This window comes from Microbacterium sp. NPDC088619, from assembly GCF_044752825.1.
Classification (GTDB): domain Bacteria; phylum Actinomycetota; class Actinomycetes; order Actinomycetales; family Microbacteriaceae; genus Microbacterium.
Genome location: NZ_JBIVLZ010000001.1, coordinates 1,705,627 through 1,726,039 on the forward strand (window position 1 = coordinate 1,705,627; position 20,413 = coordinate 1,726,039).

The following is a 20,413-nucleotide window of genomic DNA, read 5'->3' on the forward strand; positions in this document are numbered from 1 at the left end:
GGTGGGCCGGGCGGATGCCACCCGGCCCACCGACGGAATCACTGGTTGAGGACGACGTCCATCTCGGCGAAGAACTGGGTCACAGCGTCGTCGACGGTCGTCGTGCCGAAGTTGAGCTCGGTGCCCAGCACGCGGAACTTCTCTTCGAGCGTGCCGTAGCCGACGATCGGCACGGGCGGTGCATCGCCGAGGCGGTCGGAGATGGACTCCTCGTAGTCCTTGACGAGCTGGCTCATCGGATCGAGGTCGGCCGCATCGAGAGCGGTCTCGGAGGCCGGAAGGCCGCGGTTCGTGCCGAAGATCTCCCCGGACTCAGGCGAGTTCACCAGGAAGTTGACGAGCGTCGCCGCCGCCTCCGGGTGCTCGGTCTTGGCCGAGATCGTGTGCAGCATAGACGGCTTCAGGTAGAGGTCCTTCGCGCCGTCCTTGGTGACGGGAGGGGCCACGAGACCGAGCTCGGTGTAGCTCTCGCCGAGGTTGGCGAGGTAGCCGGCGCCGAAGTTGTCCCACGTCAGCTCGCTGGCGTTCTTCGCCGCATCGAAGGCGCTCAGCGGGTTGAGCTCCTCGACGGTCTGCTGCGGCACGACGGCTCCGTCGCGGATGTCATCGCCGGACTCCCAGAACTCCTTCAGGCGGTCCTCGTCGAATCCGGGTGTGCCGTCTTCGTCGAACAGGTTCTTGCCCTCGCTGCGCAGCTGGATCTCGAAGTTCTGGATGCGGCCGGTCCAGTCGGACCCGCCCCAGAACGCGCCGCCGCTGGCATCGGTGACTTCGCCGATCCACTCGTCGTAGTCTTCCCAGTCGCCGCCGGCGAACTGCTCGACGCCGGCGGTCTCGAGGAGCTGCGGGTTGGTGAACATGCCCCACGCGTTGGTGGAGGTCGCGATGCCGTAGGTGGTGTCGTCGACGACGCCGATGCCGAGGATGTTCTCGGGCAGTGGGTCGGTCTCGATGACCGATCCGAGGTAGGGCTCGAGGTCGAGCAGCAGGCCGTTCTCGGAGTACTGACGCAGGTAGGAGTAGTCGAACTGCATCACGTCGGGAAGTCCGCCACCGGCGGCCTCGGTCTGACGCTTCTCCCAGAACTCCGGGAATCCGAGGAACGTCGCGTTCACCGTGATGTTCGGGTACTCCTCGTTGAACGCCTCGATCGCCTGGTTGTACAGGTCGGCCCGGACGTCGTTGCCCCAGAACGCGAGGTCGAGCGTGACCTTCTCGTCAGGGTCGTAGGTGGCCCCGCCCTCGGGGGTGCCACCGCCGGCGCAGCCGGCGAGTACCAGCGCTGCGCTGGTGGCGACGGCCGCTGCGGCCGCCAGACGCTTCTTGCTGAACATCGTTGTCCTCTCTGGTGAACGTCCTCGTTCGGCAATGCCGCGGAACGCCTGTGTCCATGTGGTGCGGGAAGCGATCTCCACGGTGTGGGGAAAACGCTTACCTGCACGCTAATCGAGATTGAAACGTTTCGCAACCGGCAATTCGCGACGGGGATTACAACGATTACCGCGGGGCCTTCCAGTCTTTCACGACCAGGTTCCCGGCCTCGACCTCGAGACCCAACCGATATACCGCGGCTCGCCTCTGCTCGCCCGTCGCGGCGTGCACGGGTGCTGCCTCCGCGGTGCCGAAGAAGTAGAACCACAGCTCGTCGCCGTGGTGCACATGAGCGCCGTGATTGCCGTGGCCTCCCCCGGGAGCATCGGCGAGGATGACGGCATCGTCATCTCCTTGACGCAGCCAGCGGATGCCGTCGCCGGAGCGGTACACGCCCATCCCCCGCCACTCGTCGACGATCATCCACCAGAACCCGCCGAGCTCGAAGACCGTCGGCCCCTCATGCGGGCGTCCGCCGATCGCGACGCCGTCGAGCCGCCATTCGCCGAGGTCGGGCGACGAGGCGACCATGGTCACCGAGTCCGCCGCTTCGTCTTTGTACCAGATCCGCCAGAGGCCGTCGGGGGTGCGGGCGACCGCCGCATCGATGACCCGATCGCTGCTCAGCGCGAGCGGTCCGCGTCGCTCCCAGTGACGGAGGTCGTCCGAGACGTACTCGACGATCTCGCGCACGAATCCCGGCCACCGGTCGGGGATGCCGTCGATCTCCGTCAGGTACATGCGCCACTGCGCGCCGTCCCAGACGACCTCGGGCGCCCAGTGCGTGCCGTCGATGCCGACAGGCGGCGGGCCCGGCTCCAGGACGAGGTCGGATGCCGCGGGCTCGAGCGTGCCGTCGTAAATCCACGCCACTCCGTCGTCCGAGGTCGCGACGCCGATTCGGCTGCCATGGATCCACGAGACCCCCGGGCCCGCATCCTCGAGGCTCGCGCGCCGCTGCGTGTAGAACATCCACCACCGCCCGCTCTGGTCGATCACGACCCGTGGATCAGTGGCCCCGTCGTAGACCGGGTCTCGGTAGAGCTCGTTCACCGGCGGAGATCGGTGACCGGACTCGCGAAACCAGCCCGATGCGTGGGGTGCGAACCGAGCACTTCGGGAGTGATCGCGATGCCGTCAGCCGCGGCCGAGGCATAGATCGCCGCGACGATCTCGAGCGAACGCGCGGGTGCGTCGGCGGTCGCCGGAAGCGGACCGCCGTCGAGCAGGGCGTCGAACACATCGCGCAGCAGCGGCGCGTGGTCGCTGCGCTCCTCGACATCCGGGAACACCCATCCCTCGGCCTCCGTCTCGAACCCCGGGGCGGGAGTGATGCGCCAGTTCTCGTGGCCGTGTCCGTAGACGTGATCGACCGTGATCGTGGCCTTCTGCGTGTCGATGCGGATCGAGCTCGCCTCTCGCGGCGACACCGCACTCGTGACAACCTGGGCGACCACGCCCTGATCGAACACGATCGTCGCGGTCGAGACATCTTCGGTCTCGGTCTCGCGGTCGAGCCGCCAGAGCCTGCCCTGCACCGACGACCAGTCGCCCAGCAGGTGCGCGAGCAGATCGATCTGATGGATGCCGTGCCCGAGCGTCGTGCCGCCGCCCTCGGTCTCCCACTTGCCCCGCCACGGCACGGCGAAGTAGTCGGCGTCACGGAACCAGAGCGTCTGGCACACTGCGACGAGCGGGCGCCCGAGCGCACCGCTCTGCAGCAGCGAGCGCACGTGCGCTGCCGCAGTGCCGGTGCGCTGCTGGAACACGACAGCGAGCTGCTTGTCGGCCGCGCGCGCCCCCTCCCGCATGTCGTCGAGCTCGTCGAGCGACGGTGCCGGTGGCTTCTCGACGATCACGTGGGCGCCTGCCGCGAAGGCGGCGAGCGACTGCTCGCGGTGCGGCGCCGGCGGCGTGCAGATGAGCACGACATCGGGGTGCTCGGCGGTGAGCATCTCGTCGAGGTCGCCATAGGCGGCGGCGATGCCGTATCTGCCCGCGAACTCCTCGGCCTTGTCGAGGCTGAGGTCTGCGACGGCGACCAGCTCCGCCCGAGGGTATGCGGCAACGGCGCGGGCGTGCGAGTTCGCCACGGAGCCGGTGCCCACCAGGGCAGCGCGAAGGGTCTTGTCGGAAGTCATCGGTCCTCCTCAGGACGGTGAGTGGGGGTCATCTCAGGCCGTTCTGCACCAGGTGCAACCGAGCGTATCGCCCGTCTGCGGCCAGCAGATCGTCGTGCGAGCCCTGCTCGACGATGCGCCCGTGCTCGAGCACGACGATACGGTCGGCCTGTCTGATCGTCGACAGACGGTGTGCGACGACCAGAGTCGTGCGGCCGCGCATCAGCCGCTCGAGTGCCTCTTTGACGAGTCCCTCGGATTCGGGATCGAGTGCGCTGGTCGCTTCGTCGAGGAGCAGGATCCGCGGGTCGCGCACGAGCGCGCGGGCGATGGCCAGGCGCTGGCGCTGACCACCCGAGAGACGAGCTCCTCGCTCTCCGACGACCGTGTGCCACCCCTGCGGCTGCTCGCTCACGAACTCCCAGGCATTCGCGTCTCGCAGAGCCTGCTCCACGCGGTCCGGTGTGACGTCGGGCATGCCGTAGGCGATGTTGTCGAAGACCGACCCCTCGAACAGCACGGACTCCTGCGGCACCACTGAGATCGACCGGCGCACGGTGCGGAGGTCGAGTTCCTGCATGTCCTGGCCGTCGAGTCTGATGCGGCCGCTGGTCGGTCTGACGAAGCCGAGCACCAGATTCAGGAGCGTCGACTTGCCCGACCCCGATGAGCCGACGAAAGCGACCGTCTCGCCGGGCGCGATGCGCAGATCGATCTCGAACAGGGCGTCCTCTTCGGCATCCGCGTATCGATGCGTGGCAGAGTCGAGTACGATCTCGCCCCTCACCGTCGAGACGACGCGCTTGCCGGAGTTCTGCTCGACGTCGGGCTCCTGCAGGACCTCGGCGATCGAGCGCACCGACTCGAGGCCGCGGGCCCCGACCGGGATGAGCATCAGCAGCTGGGTGAGTCCGCCGGTCAGCAGGGTGAAGTAGCTCGAGAGCATCACGACCTCGCCGGGCGTGATCGGCAGGAACCCGGTCAGTGCACATACGGCCGCGAGCATGAGGCAGGCGACGCCGAGCAGCTGCATCGCCACCCACGAGATCGACGCCACTCTGCCGTTCAACAGGTCGAGGTCGAGGCCGGCCTTGCGTACTCCGTCTGCGCCGCCGGCGACGCGGCTGATCGCCGTCTCCTCGAGTCCGTGAGCGCGAGTCACCGGAATGAGCGACGCCATCTCACCGACTCGGGCAGACAGCGTCTCGATCTCGCGGCGGAATACCTCGTTGCGACGCTGCGAACGATTGCGCATGCCGTAGCGGATGCCGATGGCGATCGGCACGGCGAGGGCGTAGACGGGAAGGAACTGGGGCACGGTGATCGCCGTCATCCCCAACGCTCCGAGCATCACCATGGTCGATGACAGCAGCGGATGCGTGACCTGCTGCAGCATGAGCTCGACGTTCTCGACGTCGCGCACGACCTTCGTCTGCACGATCGATGAGCTCATGCGCGTGTGGTACCCGATCGACAGGCTCTGCAGGCGGGCGGTGAGCGCGTTGCGCAGGTCGGCGCCGAGATCGCGCACGACCGTCATGAAGTTGCGCGTGTAGATGATGTGGTTCGGGTAGTTCTGCAGCAGGAGCACCGCGGCGAGGGCGAACCACCACAGCACCTCCGTCACGTCGCCGTCACTCGCCACGACGTCGATGATCGCGGCGGTGATCACCGGTAGGAACCAGAGCGGGATCTCCTTGATCGCGAAGGCCGTGATCGCGAAGGTGAGGCGCCAAGGCCGCCGTGCGACCAGGCGCAGCACAGAACGGGTCGGGTGCTGACCGTCGATGAGCGCGGCCGGATGGGAAAGCGCTTTCTGTACCATGGTCCTATCGTAGAGTCACCACAGTCGCCAGGGAAGCGCGACCACCCGGATCGACAGGAGCACCCATGACCTTCGACGCAGCATTCGACTGGGCCCGTCGTCACGTGCAGGCGGAACGGCTGCCGACAGCGGTGCTGGGCATGGCCACGGCGGACGGCATCATCGACCTGGAAGGCTTCGGCGCAGCGACCGACGCCGTGTACCCGCTGTTCTCGATCACGAAGGTGCTCACCGGCATCACCGCGGCTCGAGCCGTCGAACGAGGCCTGCTGACCCCGAACACTCCCCTCACGGACGCCCTGCCCGACTTCGGGTCGTCTCGTGACGACATCGTGCGACTCTGGCATCTCGCGTCGCACACCTCGGGGATCTCCGAGCCCCCGCTCGACACCGCACTTCCGCTGCGCTCCGAGCTGCTCACCCGGGGGCGGGACTTCGCGGCAGGCACCGCCTCGCGGTATTCCACTCTGGCCTTCGAGGGCATCGCGGCGCTGATCGAGCATGCGACCGACACGACGTGGGACGACGGCACTCTCGAGTGGGCACATCGCATCGGCGCGATCGGCCTGACCCTCGACACCGCACAGTCCGTCGGCGTGCCGGATGCGGCGGCGGGCGGGCTCGACCTCGACCGGTTCCACGCGACGCGAGCACCCGGTGCGGGGATGCTGGGCCGCGCCGAGGATCTGCTCCACCTCGGCGCCGAACTGCTGCGCATCGGTCGCGGTGAGCGCGACGGCGTCCTGTCTCCCGCCGGGCTGGCGATGATGCTGCGCCCGCTGACCGGCGACATCCCCCGCCTCGACCCCTACCCCGACGGGCGCGGTCAGGACTGGGGCTTCACGTTCAATCTGCGCTCGCGGGCTCCCGGGCTCGTCGATCGCGACGTCTACGGCCACGGAGGGTGGGCCGGCACCGAGTTCTGGGTGCACCCGGGGGCCGGCGTGGCCTGGGTGCTGCTCACCAACGCCGCCGTCCGGCCGGGCGTCGACGCCGACGAGCTCGACAACGCGATCGTCGCAGCCCTGTAGTCAGCGGCGCTCACTTGACAGGGCGATCACCCCTGTCTAATGTTGAGACCATTGAATGAAACGATTCAAAACCTCGATGAAGAGAGAACAACCATGACCCGCGTCGCGTTCCAGTTGCAGGTGCGTCCTGAACTGCTCGACGAATACCTCGCCCGTCACTCGCCCGTGTGGCCCGAGATGCTGGCCGAGATCGCGGCCGCCGGCCGCCGAAACTACTCGCTGTTCCTGGCCGACGGCGGCACACTCGTCGGCTACTACGAGACCGATGACGATGCCGCGGCGCAGGCCTACCTCGCCGCCTCCCCCGTCGCCGCCCGCTGGGAGGCCGAGATGGGCCGCTTCTTCGTCGATCTCGACGGGCGCCCCGACCAGGCCGCCACCGCACTCACCGAGGTGTTCCACCTCGAAGACCAGCTCGCCGACGCCGGCAGCTCCGCAGCATCCCACACAGACAACCGCAACGACACCGAAGGCAGCGCCTCATGAGCATCCTCTCGTCCGACAACCTCGCAGCTCTCGAGCAGCAGGGCATCGAGCTCCCCAGCTGGGCGTTCGGCAACTCCGGCACCCGCTTCAAGGTGTTCGGCACGCCTGGCACCCCGCGCGACCCGTGGGAGAAGATCGCGGATGCCGCGCAGGTCAACAAGTACACCGCGCTCGCGCCGTCCGTCGCCCTGCACATCCCGTGGGACCTCGTCGACTCGTTCTCCGATCTGCGCAAGCATGCCGAAGACCTCGGCGTGACCCTCGGCACGGTCAACTCCAACACGTTCCAGGACGACGACTACAAGTTCGGCGCCCTGACCCACGAAGACCCCACGATCCGCCAGAAGGCGATCGACCACCACCTCGCCTGCATCGACGTGATGGATGCCACGGGCAGCCGCGACCTGAAGATCTGGCTCGCAGAGGGGTCGAACTACCCGGGCCAGGCCGACCTGCGCGGCCGCCAGGACCGCCTGCAGGAGTCGCTGCAGCAGATCTACGCCCGCCTCGGCGATGACCAGCGCCTGGTACTGGAGTACAAGTTCTTCGAGCCGGCGTTCTATCACACCGATGTTCCCGACTGGGGTACGTCGTACGCCCAGGTCTCGTCGCTCGGCGACAAGGCCATGGTGTGCCTCGACACCGGCCACCACGCCCCCGGCACCAACATCGAGTTCATCGTCATGCAACTGCTGCGTCTCGGCAAGCTCGGCTCGTTCGACTTCAACTCGCGCTTCTACGCCGATGACGACCTCATCGTCGGCGCGGCCGACCCGTTCCAGCTGTTCCGCATCCTGTTCGAGGTCGTCCGCGGCGGCGGCCTGAACAACCCCGACGTGGCCTTCATGCTCGACCAGTGCCACAACGTCGAGGACAAGATCCCCGGCCAGATCCGCTCGGTGCTGAACGTGCAGGAGATGACGGCCCGCGCGCTGATCGTCGACCGCGAGGCACTGTCCGCCGCGCAGAAGTCCGGCGACGTGCTGGCAGCGAACGCCGTCTTCATGGATGCGTTCTACACCGACGTGCGTCCGGCTCTCGCCGAATGGCGCGAGTCGCGCGGCCTCCCCGCCGACCCGATGGCGGCCTACGCCGAGTCGGGCTACCAGCAGCAGATCGCCGCCGACCGCGTCGGCGGCGTGCAAGCCGGCTGGGGCGCCTGAGCCCGCACCCCGACCCGTCGGGATGCGGGAGCCGATCCCCGCATCCCGACGTCCCACCGACAGAACGGATGACGCTGTGAGCGACCAGGTGCTCGACGGCCCGCATGGGCCGCTGCGCGTGCGGGTGTACACGCCGACCTCCCCCGCAGGGCCCGGCCTCGTCTGGGTGCACGGAGGCGGCTTCGCGGCCGGCGAGCTCGAGATGCCCGAGGCAGACTGGGTCGCGCAGAGATTCGCAGACCGCGGCATCGTCGTGGTGTCGGTGGATTACGCGCTCGCTCCGTTCCCGCGCACCTGGGCCGCAGCGTCGGGAGCCCCCGAGCGAGACGGCGTGCACTATCCCGTCGCGTCCGACGAGGTCGAGGCCGCGTTCCGCTGGGCCGTGGAGTCGGATCTCGCCCAGGGCCCCTGGTCGCTCGGCGGAGCGAGCGCCGGCGGCAACCTCGCCACGGGGGTGGCTCTTCGCCTCAGCCATGGCTCGGGTCCGGCGCCCGCACTCGCCGTGCTCGCGTACCCGACGCTGCACGCCGTGCAGGGCACGCCGGATGCCACGCTGCGCTCAGCTCTCGACGCGAACCCTGACGCCGACGTGTTCGGCCCGGAGCCGGTGCGCGGGATGTACGAGAACTACCTCGGCGGGCCGGCCGAAAGCGGCGACATCTACGCCGTGCCCGGCACGGCATCCGTCGCCCAACTGTCGCACTTCCCCGCCACGATCATGATCAACGGCGAGGTCGACGAGCTGCGCGTCTCGGGTGAGGCGTTCGGCGCCTCGCTGCGCGACGCCGGCGTCGACCTCGACATCTCGACCGAGCCGGGCACCCGCCACGGCCACCTCAATCAGCCCGAACTCGCGGCAGCGGCAGCATCGATCGACCGCTTCGCCGCACGCATCCTCGCCCTCTGAACGGCTCGTCGCTGCGGCCGGTCGCCCGCTCGCGGTTCAGCTGACCGCCACGAGCTCATCGAAGCGCGCTCGCCTGGCCGCGTAGGCGTCGTGGCGACGGGCATCGGGTCGGAACTCGGCCTCGACGGCGTGCGCGATGCTTCGCGTCGACTCGAACGAGGCGAGACGGCCCGTGGCGACGCCGGCGAGCATGGCCGCTCCCTGTGCTGCACCATGCCCACTGGCCGGTCGATAGACAGGGATGCCGAGCACATCGGACTTGATCTGCAGCCAGGCGTCCGACGAGGCCCCGCCTCCCGTGCTGATCAGCTCATCGATCGCGTAGCCGGCGGCTCTCATCGCGTCGATATCGCGGGCCAGGGACAGAGCGTTCCCCTCCATCGCCGCGAGCATGAGGTCGGTGCCGTCTGTCGTGAGATCGACACCGGCGATGAGGCCGCGCGCGTCGGCATTCCAGGTGGGAGTGCGCTCGCCGGCAAGACTCGGCACCATCGTCACCCGACCGGGTCGTGGCTTGGCGAGGATGCGCTCTGCCGAACGGAGATCTGCGGACGAATCGAGCCCGTTGACCCAGTCGATCGTCGCGCCGGCAGTCACCTGAGCCGTGATCAGCAGGTCGACGTCCGGCACGCAATGCCGGGAGTGGATGAAGCCGGCGACGGCTGCTCCGCGAGGGACCGCGAGCATCGTGACACTCGAGAAGCCGGTCATGTCGACGAGCGGATCACCCGCCGTGAGCACTCCGGCCTCGAGCGCTGATCCGATCGCATCGATGCCGCCGGCGACCACCGGCGTGCCGGCGGGAAGCCCTGTATCGGACGATGCAACGAGAGTCACCACTCCGACCACGTCGGTTGACCGCACCAGCGGCGCGAGCAGCGAGAGAGCGGGCACCGCATCGCGAAGCCGATCGGGGAAGTCGCCGACCTCGTCGTCGAACCCCTGCATCAACGATGCGGTGGTGTCGTCGAGCGCACTGACTCCCGTCAGCCTGCGCACCAGGTAGCCATTGGTCGAGAGCACGGCGGCCGCGGCGTCCAGCGATTCGGCGCGGTGCTGCGTCAGCCAGAGCAGCTTGGCCGTTCCGAAGAACGGGTCAGCGCCGTTACGCGAGTGCGGCACGAGCTCGCCGATGGTGCGGGCCTCCGATGCCGCCCGCCGGTCGAGCCAAGTGAGCGCTGGGCCCGTGGCGTCGCCGCTCGCATCGACGGGAACGAAGGTCGGCGCCTGAGAGGTCACGGCGACGGCGAGCACCTCGAGCCCGGGGATCACCGCGGCGAGCGCTGCCCGCAGGGCGGTCCACCACTGGCTCGCGTCCTGCTCGGCGCTCGCCCCGTCTGTCTTCGTGGGGTACGCGACCGAGTGGTCGGCGACCCTCCGCCCCTCGAGATCGATGGCGACGACCTTGACGGAGCTGGTGCCGGCATCGATCCCCAGAAGCGCGGCCGTCACAGCAGCGCCGCCCGGGCACCGTCGGTGAGCGGGTTCATCGCCGGCTCCCCGTGCAGGAACCGACGCAGCTCCTCTGCGACTCCGCGCGCCGCCCGCACCGCAGTCTCCTGGCTCGCACCGGCGATGTGGGGCGTGACGACGACGTCGCGGCCGTCCTTCGCAAGGCGGAACAGTGCATGGCCGAAGTCGACCGGCTCCTCGGGATACACATCGAACGCAGCGCCGCCGAGACCTCCGCTCTCGATCGAAGCGGCGACGGCGTCGTAGTCGACCAGACCGCCGCGCGCGGCGTTGACGAGCAGGGCACCCGGCTTCATGAGTGCGAGCGTATCGCCGTTCACCATGTGCGCGGTCTCGGGCGTCAGCCGAGCGTGCACCGACACGAGGTCACTGCGACGGAAGACCTCGTCGGAGGACGACACCTGCTCGATGCCGTCCGCGAGTCGCCCTGAGGGGAGATAGGGGTCGAACACCAGCACCCGCGCGCCCATCGCGACGAAGGTCCGCGCGACGTGCGAGCCGACGGCACCCGCTCCGAGGAGGCCGATCACAGAGCCCGCGACCTCACGACCCACGGCGTCGGAGCGATACAGGTCGCCGCGCCAGTTCGACGCCATCATGCTCGCCTGCGCCAGGGGTATGCGACGCATCAGGGCGAGCGCCAGCCCGATCGTCATCTCCGCGGTGGCGACGCCGTTGCGGCCCGGCACGTTGGCGACCTGGATGCCACGCTCGCGGGCCGCCTCGATGTTGACGTTGGTGGGCCCTCCGCGCGAGACGCCGATGAACCGCAGCTCGGGCACGGCATCCATCACCCTTTCGGTCAGGGGCGCGAGCTGGGTGACGATCGCCGTCGAGCCCTGCAGCGAGTCGATGAGCTCGTCCTCAGACCCTGACGCCTCGTCGACCTCACCCACGCGTCCGAACGGGACGTCTGGCCAGCCGAACTCGGTCTCGACGATGTCGATGCCCTCGGGCAGCGCTCGCTCGAGCTCCTTCCGGAACAGGGAGGAACGGATGAAGCGGTCACCGGCGGCGAGCACTCGGATCATGATGGTGCTGGTCCTTTTCCGTCGCGGTCGAGCCGCGACATTCAGGGGAGGGACTACAGAGTGGCCACCCGCGCTCACGGGTGGCCACCGGGGCGTCAGCCGCCGTAGATCTCGTCGAAGTAGTCCTGGGCGTTGGAGCTGTCGATGACCTCGATGGGCATGTACTGGTCCTTCTCCACGTTCTCACCCGCGAGCAGGTCGAGGGTGATGTCGATCAGGGCACGACCGTGGGCCTTTCCGCCGCCGAGGCTGATCGACGTCTTCTGCGGGTCGCCGTTGATGATGTTCTGGATCTCGTTCTCGGTAGCATCGATGCCGAAGAGCCCGAACGAGTCGTAGTCGGTGACACCGGCGGACTTCACGCCCTCGTTGCCGCCGACTGCGCCGCCGCCGCCGATCGTGGCGATCACCTTGAGGTCGGGGTTCGCCTGGAGGAAGTTCTCCGCATTGGCGACGCCGTCCTCTGCAGTGAGTGCGGGCGCGGTGCCGACGAGCTCGGCGTTCGGAGCCAGCTCGGCGATGGCCTCCTTGATGCCGTTCGCGCGGTCGATGATCTCGGGGAAGCGCGGCAGGTCCATCAGCGCCCACTGCACGGTCTCGTCCGCGTCGAAGTTGTCGTTGATCCAGGCGGCAGCCGCCTCGCCGTTGGCGTAGCCGGTGTTGTAGGCGTCGACCAGGTACTGCGCGTCGTAGTTCTCGAGGACCTGCGTGTAGCCGACGACCTTGATGCCGGCGTCCTGGGCCTTCTTGGTGACGTCGACCAGCGCGTTCGCGTCGACGGCGCAGATGATGATCGTCGAGACGCCCTGCTGGATGAAGTTCTCGATCTGGGTCACCTGGGCGGCGGCATCGTTGCGCGCGTCCACGTACGTGACGCTGAGGCCCTCTTCAGCGCCGTACGACTCCGCCTCCTGCACGAGCTCCGCCCAGACGGGGTTGCTCAGGTCGGAGAACGTGATGCCGACGCTCTGATCGCCACCGGCCGAGGCATCTCCGCCACCGCCCGGTCCGCTCGGAGAGACGGCGGTGCAGCCGGAGAGCAGCAGTGCAGCGACGACGCCGGCGACTGCGGCGATCTTGCCGAACTTCTTCATGATGGTTCCTTACTGTGTCGGGTGCGGTCGTCCGTCTTTGAAACGACCGCCGGAGGGGTGTCAGGAGGTGGATGCCGGGACGGTCGGCACGGTGAGCGGCACGCCGCCGATCTGCTTGCGTCGGCCGGGAGAGTTCTTCGACATCGCGTCATAGATGACGGCGATGAGGAGGATGGCTCCCTTGATGAGGAGCTGCACGTACTCGCTGACATTGATCAGCACGAGTCCGTTGTCGAGGACGCCGACGATGAGGACGCCGATGAACGCCCCGAAGAGCCGACCGCGCCCACCCATCACGCTGATGCCGCCGAGCACACAGGCCGTCAGCACGCTGAACTCGAAGCCGGCGCCCGTGGCGGACTGCGCCGAGTTCAGTCGCGAGAGGAGCAGGATCGCGCCGATCGCAGTGAAGAAGCCGCACAGGGCGTACACGAGGATCAGGGTGCGGCGGGTGTTGACGCCGGAGAGTCTGGCCGCCTCGACGTTGTTGCCGATCGCATAGAAGTAGCGGCCGATGTACGTCTTGTTGAGGACGAAGAGGCCCACACCCCATACGGCGATGAGGAAGAACAGCGAGACGGGGATGATGCCGAACACCGCGCCCTGGCCGAGCAGCGAGAACTCCGCGGGGAATCCGAAGATCGGCAGACCTTTGGAGATCAGGTAGCTCAGTCCGTTGAGCATCATCATCATCGACAGGGTCACGATCAGGGGTGCGACTCCTGTGAGCGTGATGATGAGACCGTTGATGACGCCGATCAGCGTGCCGAGCGCGAGCGCGGCGAGGCAGGCCAGGTACCAAGGGAGCCCGACCTGCGCCATGAGCATGCCCGTGACGACCACGTTGAGTGAGATCTGATAGCCGACCGACAGGTCGATGCCACCGGTGATCAGCACGAAGGAGAAGCCGACGGCGACGATGCCGAGCGTCGCGACCTGCCGCGCGATGTTGAAGATGTTGCTCGGGTCGAGGAAGTTCGGGGTCATCAGGCTGAATGCGATGATGAGGACGACGAGCACCAGGACGATGCCGATGTCCTTGATCCGTGGCAGTGCGATTTTCATGCGGGCTCTCCTTGCGCGGCCAGGGCCATCACGGTCTCCTGGGTGATCTCGTTCTTGTGGAGGATCCCCTCCTGGTTGCCTTCGCGGAGCACGACGACGCGGTCGGACATGCCGATCAGCTCCTCCATGTCGGACGAGATCATCAGGATCGTCTTGCCCGCCGCAGCGAGCCGGTTCATGATCAGGTAGATCTCAGCCCTGGCTCCGACGTCGATGCCGCGGGTCGGCTCGTCGAAGATCAGCACCTCCGGGTCAGTCGCAAGCCATTTCGCGAGGACGACCTTCTGCTGGTTTCCTCCGCTGAGGTTGCCGACGATCTCAGCGCCGCTCGGGGCCTTGATGCGAAGGTCGGTCATGTACTCGGCCGTGAGGTCGCGCTCGGCCTTCGGCGAGATGACCGTTGCCCGAGACAGCTGCTTCTTCAGCAGAGGCAGTGTGATGTTCTCGGCGATGCTGAAAGGCAGCACGAGGCCGTGTCGCTTGCGATCCTCGGGCACGAGCGCGATGCGATTGCGGATCGCCTGGATCGGCGACCGCGAGACAACCGAGCGTCCGTGCAGCGTCACCTCTCCCGCGTCGATCCGCTTGGCGCCGAACAGCAGCTCCATGAGCTCGGTCCGCCCCGCGCCGATGAGGCCGGCGAAGCCGAGGATCTCCCCCGCTCGCGCCTCGAAGGTGACGCCTCGCACGCCGTTGCCGCTGACGCCGTCGACCCGCAGGGTGACCTCGCCCGGCGAGAAGTCTCTGGTCGGGTAGCCCTCGGTCAGCTCGCGGCCGACCATCAGGTTGATGAGCTCGCGCCTCGTGGTCTCGGAGGTGTTCTTCGTGGCGATGTACTGACCGTCGCGCAGCACCGACACTCGATCGGACAGGCGGAAGATCTCCTCCATACGGTGCGAGATGTAGACGATCGTCATGCCCTCGGCGCGCAGCGCGTCGACGACCTTGTACATCGCCTCGACCTCGGAGGCTGTGAGGGGGGCGGACGGCTCGTCCATGATGAGCAGCCGAGCGTTGCGAGACAGAGCCTTCGCGATCTCGACGATCTGCTGGTAGCCGGTGGTCAGGTCGCCGACGAGCTCGCGCGGGTCGATTTTCACCCCCAGCCGGGAGAACAGCTGCTCCGCCTTGGCGTTCATGCGCTTGCGATCGAGCACAGGCCCCCGCAGCAGGTAGTGCCCGAGGAACACGTTCTCTGCCGCGTTCAATGTCGGCACGAGCGTGAACTCCTGATAGATCACTGCGATGCCGAGGTCCTGCGCGAGGGCGGGGGTGAGCTTGTCGTACGTCTGGCCGTCGACGACGATCGAGCCGGCGCTGGGCTCGACAGCGCCCGCGAGGACCTTGATGAGCGTCGACTTGCCCGCCCCGTTCTCGCCGACGATCGCGTGCACCTCGCCGGCGCGCAGGTCGAGCGACACACCACCGAGGGCAGTCACGCCAGGGTAGAGCTTGGTGATGTCCGTCAGCGCGACGTCGATCGCCGCAGGTGTCGGGAGGGCGTCGTCCACGACGCTCATCCGCACACCACGGTTCGGGTCGGATTCGGGCTCCGAGTGACCATGAACACACTCCTTCGTGCTGACCTGTTCGAACCAGAATGTTCGATCAAGTTAGATTTTGTCAAGTTCTGTGTGAAAAGAATCACACGACAGAACATCGACCAGACGCCGGAGTGGAGGGCGCCGGGTCAGAGGATGGTCGGAACCGCCTGTGCGTACAGCGCGAGTTCCGGCGAATCCGCATCGAGTTCGGTGGCGAGGGCCGCCACCTTGGCGAGGGACACGGAGGCCGCCGTGGCGGTTCCGTCGAGCTTCTCGGCATGCACGCCGATCACGATGTGCGCAGACGATCGGGCGAAGGCGCGCTTGAGCTCCGCCTCCTCCAGGGTGTCCTCGTAGCAGGCGCGATCATCGACCGCCGCCGCCGAAGCGAAGAAGCTCGAGAACCGCATGCTCTCGAGAAACGCCGTAGCGACCGGTCCGATGAGGGAATCCGACCGCCGATCGGCGGCCCCGCCCGTGAGAATCGCGGTCACGCCTGGCTTGTCCTGAAGCGCATGGAACGTAGAGAGCCCATTCGTCACGACCGTGAGATCGTCGCTGGCGACGATCTCCTGAGCGAGCCGGTTGATCGTCGTGGACGAGTCCATCGCGATCACTCCGCTCGTGGGCACGAGCGGAAGCAGCTTCGCGGCGATGAGCGCCTTCTCCTCAGCATGCGACCGCTCACGCCCATGAAAGCTGACCGGGCCGCTGTACACGGCGCCACCGCGGACGCGACGTGCGATTCCGCGCTCTTCCATCGCGGTGAAGTCGCGGCGCACGGTCATCTCACTCACTCCCAATGAGTGCGCCGCATCGGCGAGCGAGATCGCCTTGGACTCCTTGAGGCGCGCGAGAAGCCAGTTCCACCGCTCCTCAGCCGCAAGTGACTTCACATGTTCAGTATATGAAAGGGGCAAGATCTCACACGATCTAACACGGGGATTCGCGGCCGCCCGGATAGATTCCTCTTATGGGTCTCACGGGCAATCTCGATGCACAGCGCCGACGAGAGGAGTTGGTCAGCCTCGCCGGGTCGCCTCAGGGAGTGCAGATCGACGCGGCGGCTGAGCTGTTCGGGGTGTCGAGCATGACGATCCGCCGCGACCTCCTCGAGCTAGAGGCGGAAGGGCTCATCCGACGCATCCGCGGCGGCGCCACTGCCTCGCCGCGAGCCCGCCCCTTTGACGCCCGTCGAGCGATCCGCGCATCGGCGAAACGCTCCGCCGCCGAGAAGGCTCTGCGGTTCGTGCCACAGGCGGGCACGATCGCCCTCGATGCGTCGACCACGATCAGCATGCTCGCCTCGATGATCGGCCCCCGGAACGGTCTGACGGTGTACACGAACTCCTTCGAGACGTTCCAGATCCTGCATCCCGTCGATGGAGTGACCGCTGTCCTGTCCGGAGGAGTCGCAGAACCGAGCACAGGGAGCTTCGTCGGGCCCGTCGCCAGACAGAGTCTGCGCTCGGTCTACTTCGACGTCTTCTTCACCTCAGCCGATGCCGTGGACGCAGAGGACGGCACCTCGGAGGTGTCACTGGATGAGGCGGAGCCCAAGCAGGCCATGGCCGCGAACGCATCGACCGTGATCCTGTGCACGGACTCCAGCAAACTGGGGCGCCGATCAGTCGCACGGGCACTGCATTCGACCGACTTCCAGATGCTCGTCACCGAACTCGACCCTCAGCACGCAGCTCTCGACGAGTTCCGCGTCGGGGATCGGGAGATCCTGTAGCACCCTTCCTTTCAGCGTCACATCATGTTAGATTTCACATGACATCACATTCCGCATTCGGCCGTCTGTGCTCTGACGTCAGGGAGACTCCATGACCAACCCCACCGCCGCCGCCCTCATCGAGCGGTCGAACCGCCTGGGCGCCGACCCGAAGAACACCAACTACGCCGGCGGCAACACGTCGGCGAAGGGCACCGAGACCGACCCGGTCACGGGTCAGCCCGTCGAGCTGATGTGGGTCAAGGGTTCGGGTGGAGACCTGGGGACGCTCAAGGAGCAGGGGCTCGCCGTGCTGCGCCTCGACCGCATGCGCGCACTCGTCGACGTCTATCCGGGTCTTGACCGCGAAGACGAGATGGTCGCCGCGTTCGACTACTGCCTGCACGGCAAGGGCGGTGCAGCTCCGTCGATCGACACCGCGATGCACGGCCTCGTCGACGCCGCGCACGTCGACCATCTGCACCCCGACTCGGGCATCGCGATCGCCACCGCGGCCGACGGCGAAGAGCTGACGGCGAAGATCTTCGGAGACAAGGTCGTGTGGGTTCCGTGGCGTCGCCCCGGCTTCCAGCTCGGACTCGACATCGCCGCTATCAAGGCGAAGAACCCGCAGGCGATCGGCACGATCCTCGGCGGCCACGGCATCACGGCGTGGGGTGACACGTCGGAGGAGGCCGAGGCCAACTCTCTGTGGATCATCGACACCGCAGCCGCCTACATCGAGGCGAACGGCAAGGCCGACCCGTTCGGCGGCATCCGCGCCGGCTTCGAGGCGCTTCCCGAGGCCGAACGCCGCGAGCGCGCTGCGGCCCTCGCCGGCACGATCCGCGGCATCGCCTCGACCGACAAGCCGATGGTCGGCCACTTCACCGACTCCGACGTCGTCCTCGACTTCCTCGCCTCGGATCGCGCCCCCGAACTCGCCGCCCTCGGCACCAGCTGCCCCGACCACTTCCTGCGCACCAAGGTCAAGCCGCTGATCCTCGATCTGCCCGTCACGGCGTCCGCCGAGGAGCAGATCACCCGCCTGCACGAGCTGCACACCGAGTACCGCGCCGACTACCAGGCCTACTACGACGCCCACGCCACCAGCGAGTCGCCCGCGATCCGCGGCGCAGACCCGCTGATCGTGCTCGTGCCCGGCATCGGGATGTTCTCCTACGGTGCGAACAAGCAGACCGCGCGCGTCGCCGGAGAGTTCTACGTCAACGCGATCAATGTGATGCGCGGCGCCGAAGCGCTGTCGACCTACTCCCCCATCTCGGACGCCGAGAAGTTCAACATCGAGTACTGGGCGCTGGAGGAGGCGAAGCTGCAGCGCATGCCGAAGCCGAAGTCGCACCAGGGTCGCATCGCGTTCGTGACCGGCGCCGCCAGCGGCATCGGCAAGGCCATCGCCACGCGTCTCGCTGCCGAAGGTGCGTGCGTCGTCATCGCCGACCTCGACCTCGAGAAGGCTCAGGCCGCTGCGGCCGAGCTCGGGAACACCGACGTCGCGATCGGCGTCGCGGCGAACGTCGCCGACGCAGATGCCATCCAGGCCGCGCTGAACGACGCCGTGCTCGCGTTCGGTGGCGTCGACCTCGTCGTCAACAACGCCGGACTCTCGCTGTCGAAGCCGCTGCTCGAGACCACCGAGAAGGACTGGGACCTGCAGCACGACGTCATGGCCAAGGGTTCGTTCCTCGTGTCGAAGGCCGCCGCCCGCGTGCTGATCGACCAGAAGCTCGGCGGTGACATCATCTACATCTCGTCGAAGAACTCGGTCTTCGCCGGCCCGAACAACATCGCCTACTCGGCGACGAAGGCCGACCAGGCGCACCAGGTGCGACTGCTCGCGGTCGAGCTCGGCGAGTTCGGCATCCGCGTCAACGGCATCAACCCCGACGGTGTCGTGCGCGGCTCGGGCATCTTCGCCTCGGGCTGGGGCGCGAACCGCGCAGCCACCTACGGCGTCGCCGAGGAGGACCTCGGCCAGTACTACGCCAACCGCACGATCCTCAAGCGCGAGGTCGTTCCCGAGAACGTGGCGGACGCCGTCTACGTGCTCACCGGTCCCGAGCTCAGCCGCACCACGGGTCTGCACATCCCGGTCGACTCCGGCGTCGCCGCGGCGTTCCTGCGATGACGATCCGGTCCGTCGCCGCCGTCGACCTCGGGGCGACCAGCGGTCGCGTCATGATCGGGCGGATCGGCGACGGCCGGCTCGACCTCGAACTCGTCTCGCGGTTCCCCAACGGGCCCGTCGAGCGCGAGGACGGCCTGCACTGGGACTTCGGTGCGCTCTACGAGCACGTGGTGGCAGGTCTCGCCGAGGCCGTGCGCCGGGAGCCGGGCATCCAGAGCATCGGCATCGACTCCTGGGCCGTCGATTACGGCCTGCTGAAAGACGGCGAGCTTCTCGCCGAGCCGTTCCACTATCGCGACGAGCGCACGGCGCGCGGGGTCGACGAGGTGCACGCTGAGGCGCCGTTCGCCGAGCTGTACGGGCGCAACGGACTGCAGTTCCTGCCGTTCAACACGCTCTACCAGTACCGTGTCGACGCCCGCCTCGCGGATGCCGACCGCGCGCTGCTGATCCCGGATCTCATCGCGTTCCTGCTCACCGGAACAGCTGTGGCCGAGCGCACCAACGCGTCGACGACGGGCCTTCTGGGAGTCGAATCCGGCGACTGGGACAGCGAGTTGGCCGAGCGCCTCGGCATCCCGTCGCGCATCCTGCCGGCGCTCGTCGACCCGGGCGAGACGATCGGCACACTCCGCGCAGAGCTGGCTGAGCGCATCGGCAAGGAGCTGCCCGTGATCGCGGTCGGCTCGCACGACACGGCATCCGCTGTCGTCGCTGCTCCCCTGTCGACGCCGCACTCGGCCTACATCTCATGCGGCACCTGGGGACTGGTCGGCGTCGAGCTGACCGAGCCGGTGCTGACGGATGCTGCGCGCGAGGCGAACTTCACTCATGAGCTCGGCGTCGACCGGCGCTACCGCTTCCTGCACAACGTCACGGGGCTCTGGCTGCTGAGCGAGACCGTGCGCGCGTGGGAGGCGGAAGACGGATCGTCGATCGACCTGCCCGCGCTGCTGGCCGCGGCATCCGCTGTCACCGATGATGTGCCGATCTTCGACGCGAACGACTCGTCGCTCAGCGCACCCGGAGACATGCCCGCACGCATCGCGGCGCTGCTCGGGGGTGCCGCGCCGACGACGCGGCCCGCGTTCGCCCGCTCGATCGTCGAGTCGATCGCGACGGCTTTCGCGGATGCCGTGCAGACGGCATCAGATCTGTCGGGGCGCGAACTCGACAGCATCCATCTGGTGGGAGGCGGCTCGTTGAACCGTCTGCTGTGCCAGGCGACGGCCGATCGCACGGGTCTTCCGGTGCTCGCAGGCCCCGTCGAAGCGACCGCCCTCGGCAACGTGCTCGTGCAGGCGCGAGCCCTCGGCGCTGCCCCTGCCTCTCTCGAGGAGCTGCGCTCCTTGGTCGCCGCCACGCACGAACCGGAGCGCTTCGACCCGCGCTGACTCACACCCGTCGCAGCCGCACATTCGGCTGCCCGGATCACGG

17 protein-coding genes are annotated in these 20,413 nt (G+C 67.7%); 7 read left to right on the top strand and 10 right to left on the bottom strand.

Features of this window, described 5'->3' with window-relative positions; translation table 11 throughout:
- Positions 1-38: 38 nt before the first annotated feature.
- The 4 genes from ACIP5T_RS08440 to ACIP5T_RS08455 form a co-directional block, all read right to left on the bottom strand.
- Positions 39-1,334: an ABC transporter substrate-binding protein gene (locus ACIP5T_RS08440; RefSeq protein ID WP_400862263.1), complete on the bottom strand. Its 1,296-nt coding sequence runs from the start codon at positions 1,332-1,334 to the stop codon at positions 39-41.
- Positions 1,335-1,497: 163 nt separating this feature from the next.
- Entirely contained in the window at positions 1,498-2,424 is a 927-nt protein-coding gene (locus ACIP5T_RS08445; protein WP_400862265.1) for a hypothetical protein, read from the bottom strand.
- On the bottom strand, positions 2,421-3,512 hold the full coding sequence (locus ACIP5T_RS08450) for a Gfo/Idh/MocA family protein (protein WP_400862267.1): 1,092 nt from the start codon (positions 3,510-3,512) through the stop codon (positions 2,421-2,423). The genes ACIP5T_RS08445 and ACIP5T_RS08450 overlap by 4 nt, the downstream gene beginning before the upstream one ends.
- A 28-nt stretch (positions 3,513-3,540) precedes the next feature.
- On the bottom strand, positions 3,541-5,316 hold the full coding sequence (locus ACIP5T_RS08455) for an ABC transporter ATP-binding protein (RefSeq protein ID WP_400862269.1): 1,776 nt from the start codon (positions 5,314-5,316) through the stop codon (positions 3,541-3,543).
- Positions 5,317-5,381: 65 nt separating this feature from the next.
- On the opposite strand from ACIP5T_RS08455, the gene ACIP5T_RS08460 reads away from it, so the two are divergent.
- From ACIP5T_RS08460 to ACIP5T_RS08475, 4 genes are all read left to right on the top strand, one after another.
- Positions 5,382-6,347, top strand: a complete 966-nt coding sequence (locus ACIP5T_RS08460) for a serine hydrolase domain-containing protein (RefSeq protein ID WP_400862271.1) — start codon at positions 5,382-5,384, stop codon at positions 6,345-6,347.
- 93 nt (positions 6,348-6,440) lie between these two features.
- Positions 6,441-6,833, top strand: coding sequence for an L-rhamnose mutarotase (locus ACIP5T_RS08465; RefSeq protein ID WP_400862273.1), 393 nt, complete (start codon positions 6,441-6,443; stop codon positions 6,831-6,833).
- Positions 6,830-7,996 (top strand): L-rhamnose isomerase, encoded by a 1,167-nt coding sequence (gene rhaI / locus ACIP5T_RS08470; RefSeq protein ID WP_400862275.1) that lies wholly within the window; start codon positions 6,830-6,832, stop codon positions 7,994-7,996. Before ACIP5T_RS08465 ends, rhaI begins: the two co-directional genes overlap by 4 nt.
- A 76-nt stretch (positions 7,997-8,072) precedes the next feature.
- Positions 8,073-8,903, top strand: a complete 831-nt coding sequence (locus ACIP5T_RS08475; RefSeq protein WP_400862277.1) for an alpha/beta hydrolase — start codon at positions 8,073-8,075, stop codon at positions 8,901-8,903.
- A 36-nt stretch (positions 8,904-8,939) separates the two neighbouring features.
- Here the strand turns inward: ACIP5T_RS08475 and ACIP5T_RS08480 are convergent, their stop codons facing one another.
- The 6 genes from ACIP5T_RS08480 to ACIP5T_RS08505 all read right to left on the bottom strand — a co-directional run bounded on the left by ACIP5T_RS08480 (position 8,940) and on the right by ACIP5T_RS08505 (position 16,006).
- Positions 8,940-10,355: an FGGY-family carbohydrate kinase gene (locus tag ACIP5T_RS08480; protein ID WP_400862278.1), complete on the bottom strand. Its 1,416-nt coding sequence runs from the start codon at positions 10,353-10,355 to the stop codon at positions 8,940-8,942.
- The gene (locus tag ACIP5T_RS08485; RefSeq protein WP_400862280.1) at positions 10,352-11,407 is read right to left on the bottom strand and encodes a 2-hydroxyacid dehydrogenase; all 1,056 of its coding nucleotides are present in this window, start codon (positions 11,405-11,407) and stop codon (positions 10,352-10,354) included. The genes ACIP5T_RS08480 and ACIP5T_RS08485 overlap by 4 nt, the downstream gene beginning before the upstream one ends.
- A gap of 95 nt (positions 11,408-11,502) precedes the next feature.
- Positions 11,503-12,501 carry a sugar ABC transporter substrate-binding protein gene (locus tag ACIP5T_RS08490; RefSeq protein WP_400862281.1) on the bottom strand — a complete coding sequence of 333 codons (999 nt, stop codon included), beginning with the start codon at positions 12,499-12,501 and terminating at the stop codon, positions 11,503-11,505.
- Positions 12,502-12,561: 60 nt separating this feature from the next.
- On the bottom strand, positions 12,562-13,566 hold the full coding sequence (locus tag ACIP5T_RS08495; RefSeq protein ID WP_400862283.1) for an ABC transporter permease: 1,005 nt from the start codon (positions 13,564-13,566) through the stop codon (positions 12,562-12,564).
- Positions 13,563-15,086, bottom strand: a complete 1,524-nt coding sequence (locus ACIP5T_RS08500) for a sugar ABC transporter ATP-binding protein (RefSeq protein WP_400862285.1) — start codon at positions 15,084-15,086, stop codon at positions 13,563-13,565. The genes ACIP5T_RS08495 and ACIP5T_RS08500 overlap by 4 nt, the downstream gene beginning before the upstream one ends.
- Before the next feature lie 170 nt (positions 15,087-15,256).
- Complete coding sequence (locus ACIP5T_RS08505) at positions 15,257-16,006, bottom strand: DeoR/GlpR family DNA-binding transcription regulator (protein WP_400862287.1); 750 nt, start codon at positions 16,004-16,006, stop codon at positions 15,257-15,259.
- A 77-nt stretch (positions 16,007-16,083) separates the two neighbouring features.
- Here ACIP5T_RS08505 and ACIP5T_RS08510 point away from each other — a divergent pair, with 77 nt between their 5' ends.
- The 3 genes from ACIP5T_RS08510 to ACIP5T_RS08520 all read left to right on the top strand — a co-directional run bounded on the left by ACIP5T_RS08510 (position 16,084) and on the right by ACIP5T_RS08520 (position 20,370).
- Positions 16,084-16,848, top strand: a complete 765-nt coding sequence (locus ACIP5T_RS08510) for a DeoR/GlpR family DNA-binding transcription regulator (RefSeq protein ID WP_400862289.1) — start codon at positions 16,084-16,086, stop codon at positions 16,846-16,848.
- 91 nt (positions 16,849-16,939) lie between these two features.
- Positions 16,940-18,976: a bifunctional aldolase/short-chain dehydrogenase gene (locus tag ACIP5T_RS08515; protein ID WP_400862291.1), complete on the top strand. Its 2,037-nt coding sequence runs from the start codon at positions 16,940-16,942 to the stop codon at positions 18,974-18,976.
- Positions 18,973-20,370, top strand: a complete 1,398-nt coding sequence (locus tag ACIP5T_RS08520; RefSeq protein ID WP_400862293.1) for a rhamnulokinase family protein — start codon at positions 18,973-18,975, stop codon at positions 20,368-20,370. The genes ACIP5T_RS08515 and ACIP5T_RS08520 overlap by 4 nt, the downstream gene beginning before the upstream one ends.
- Positions 20,371-20,413: the final 43 nt, after the last annotated feature.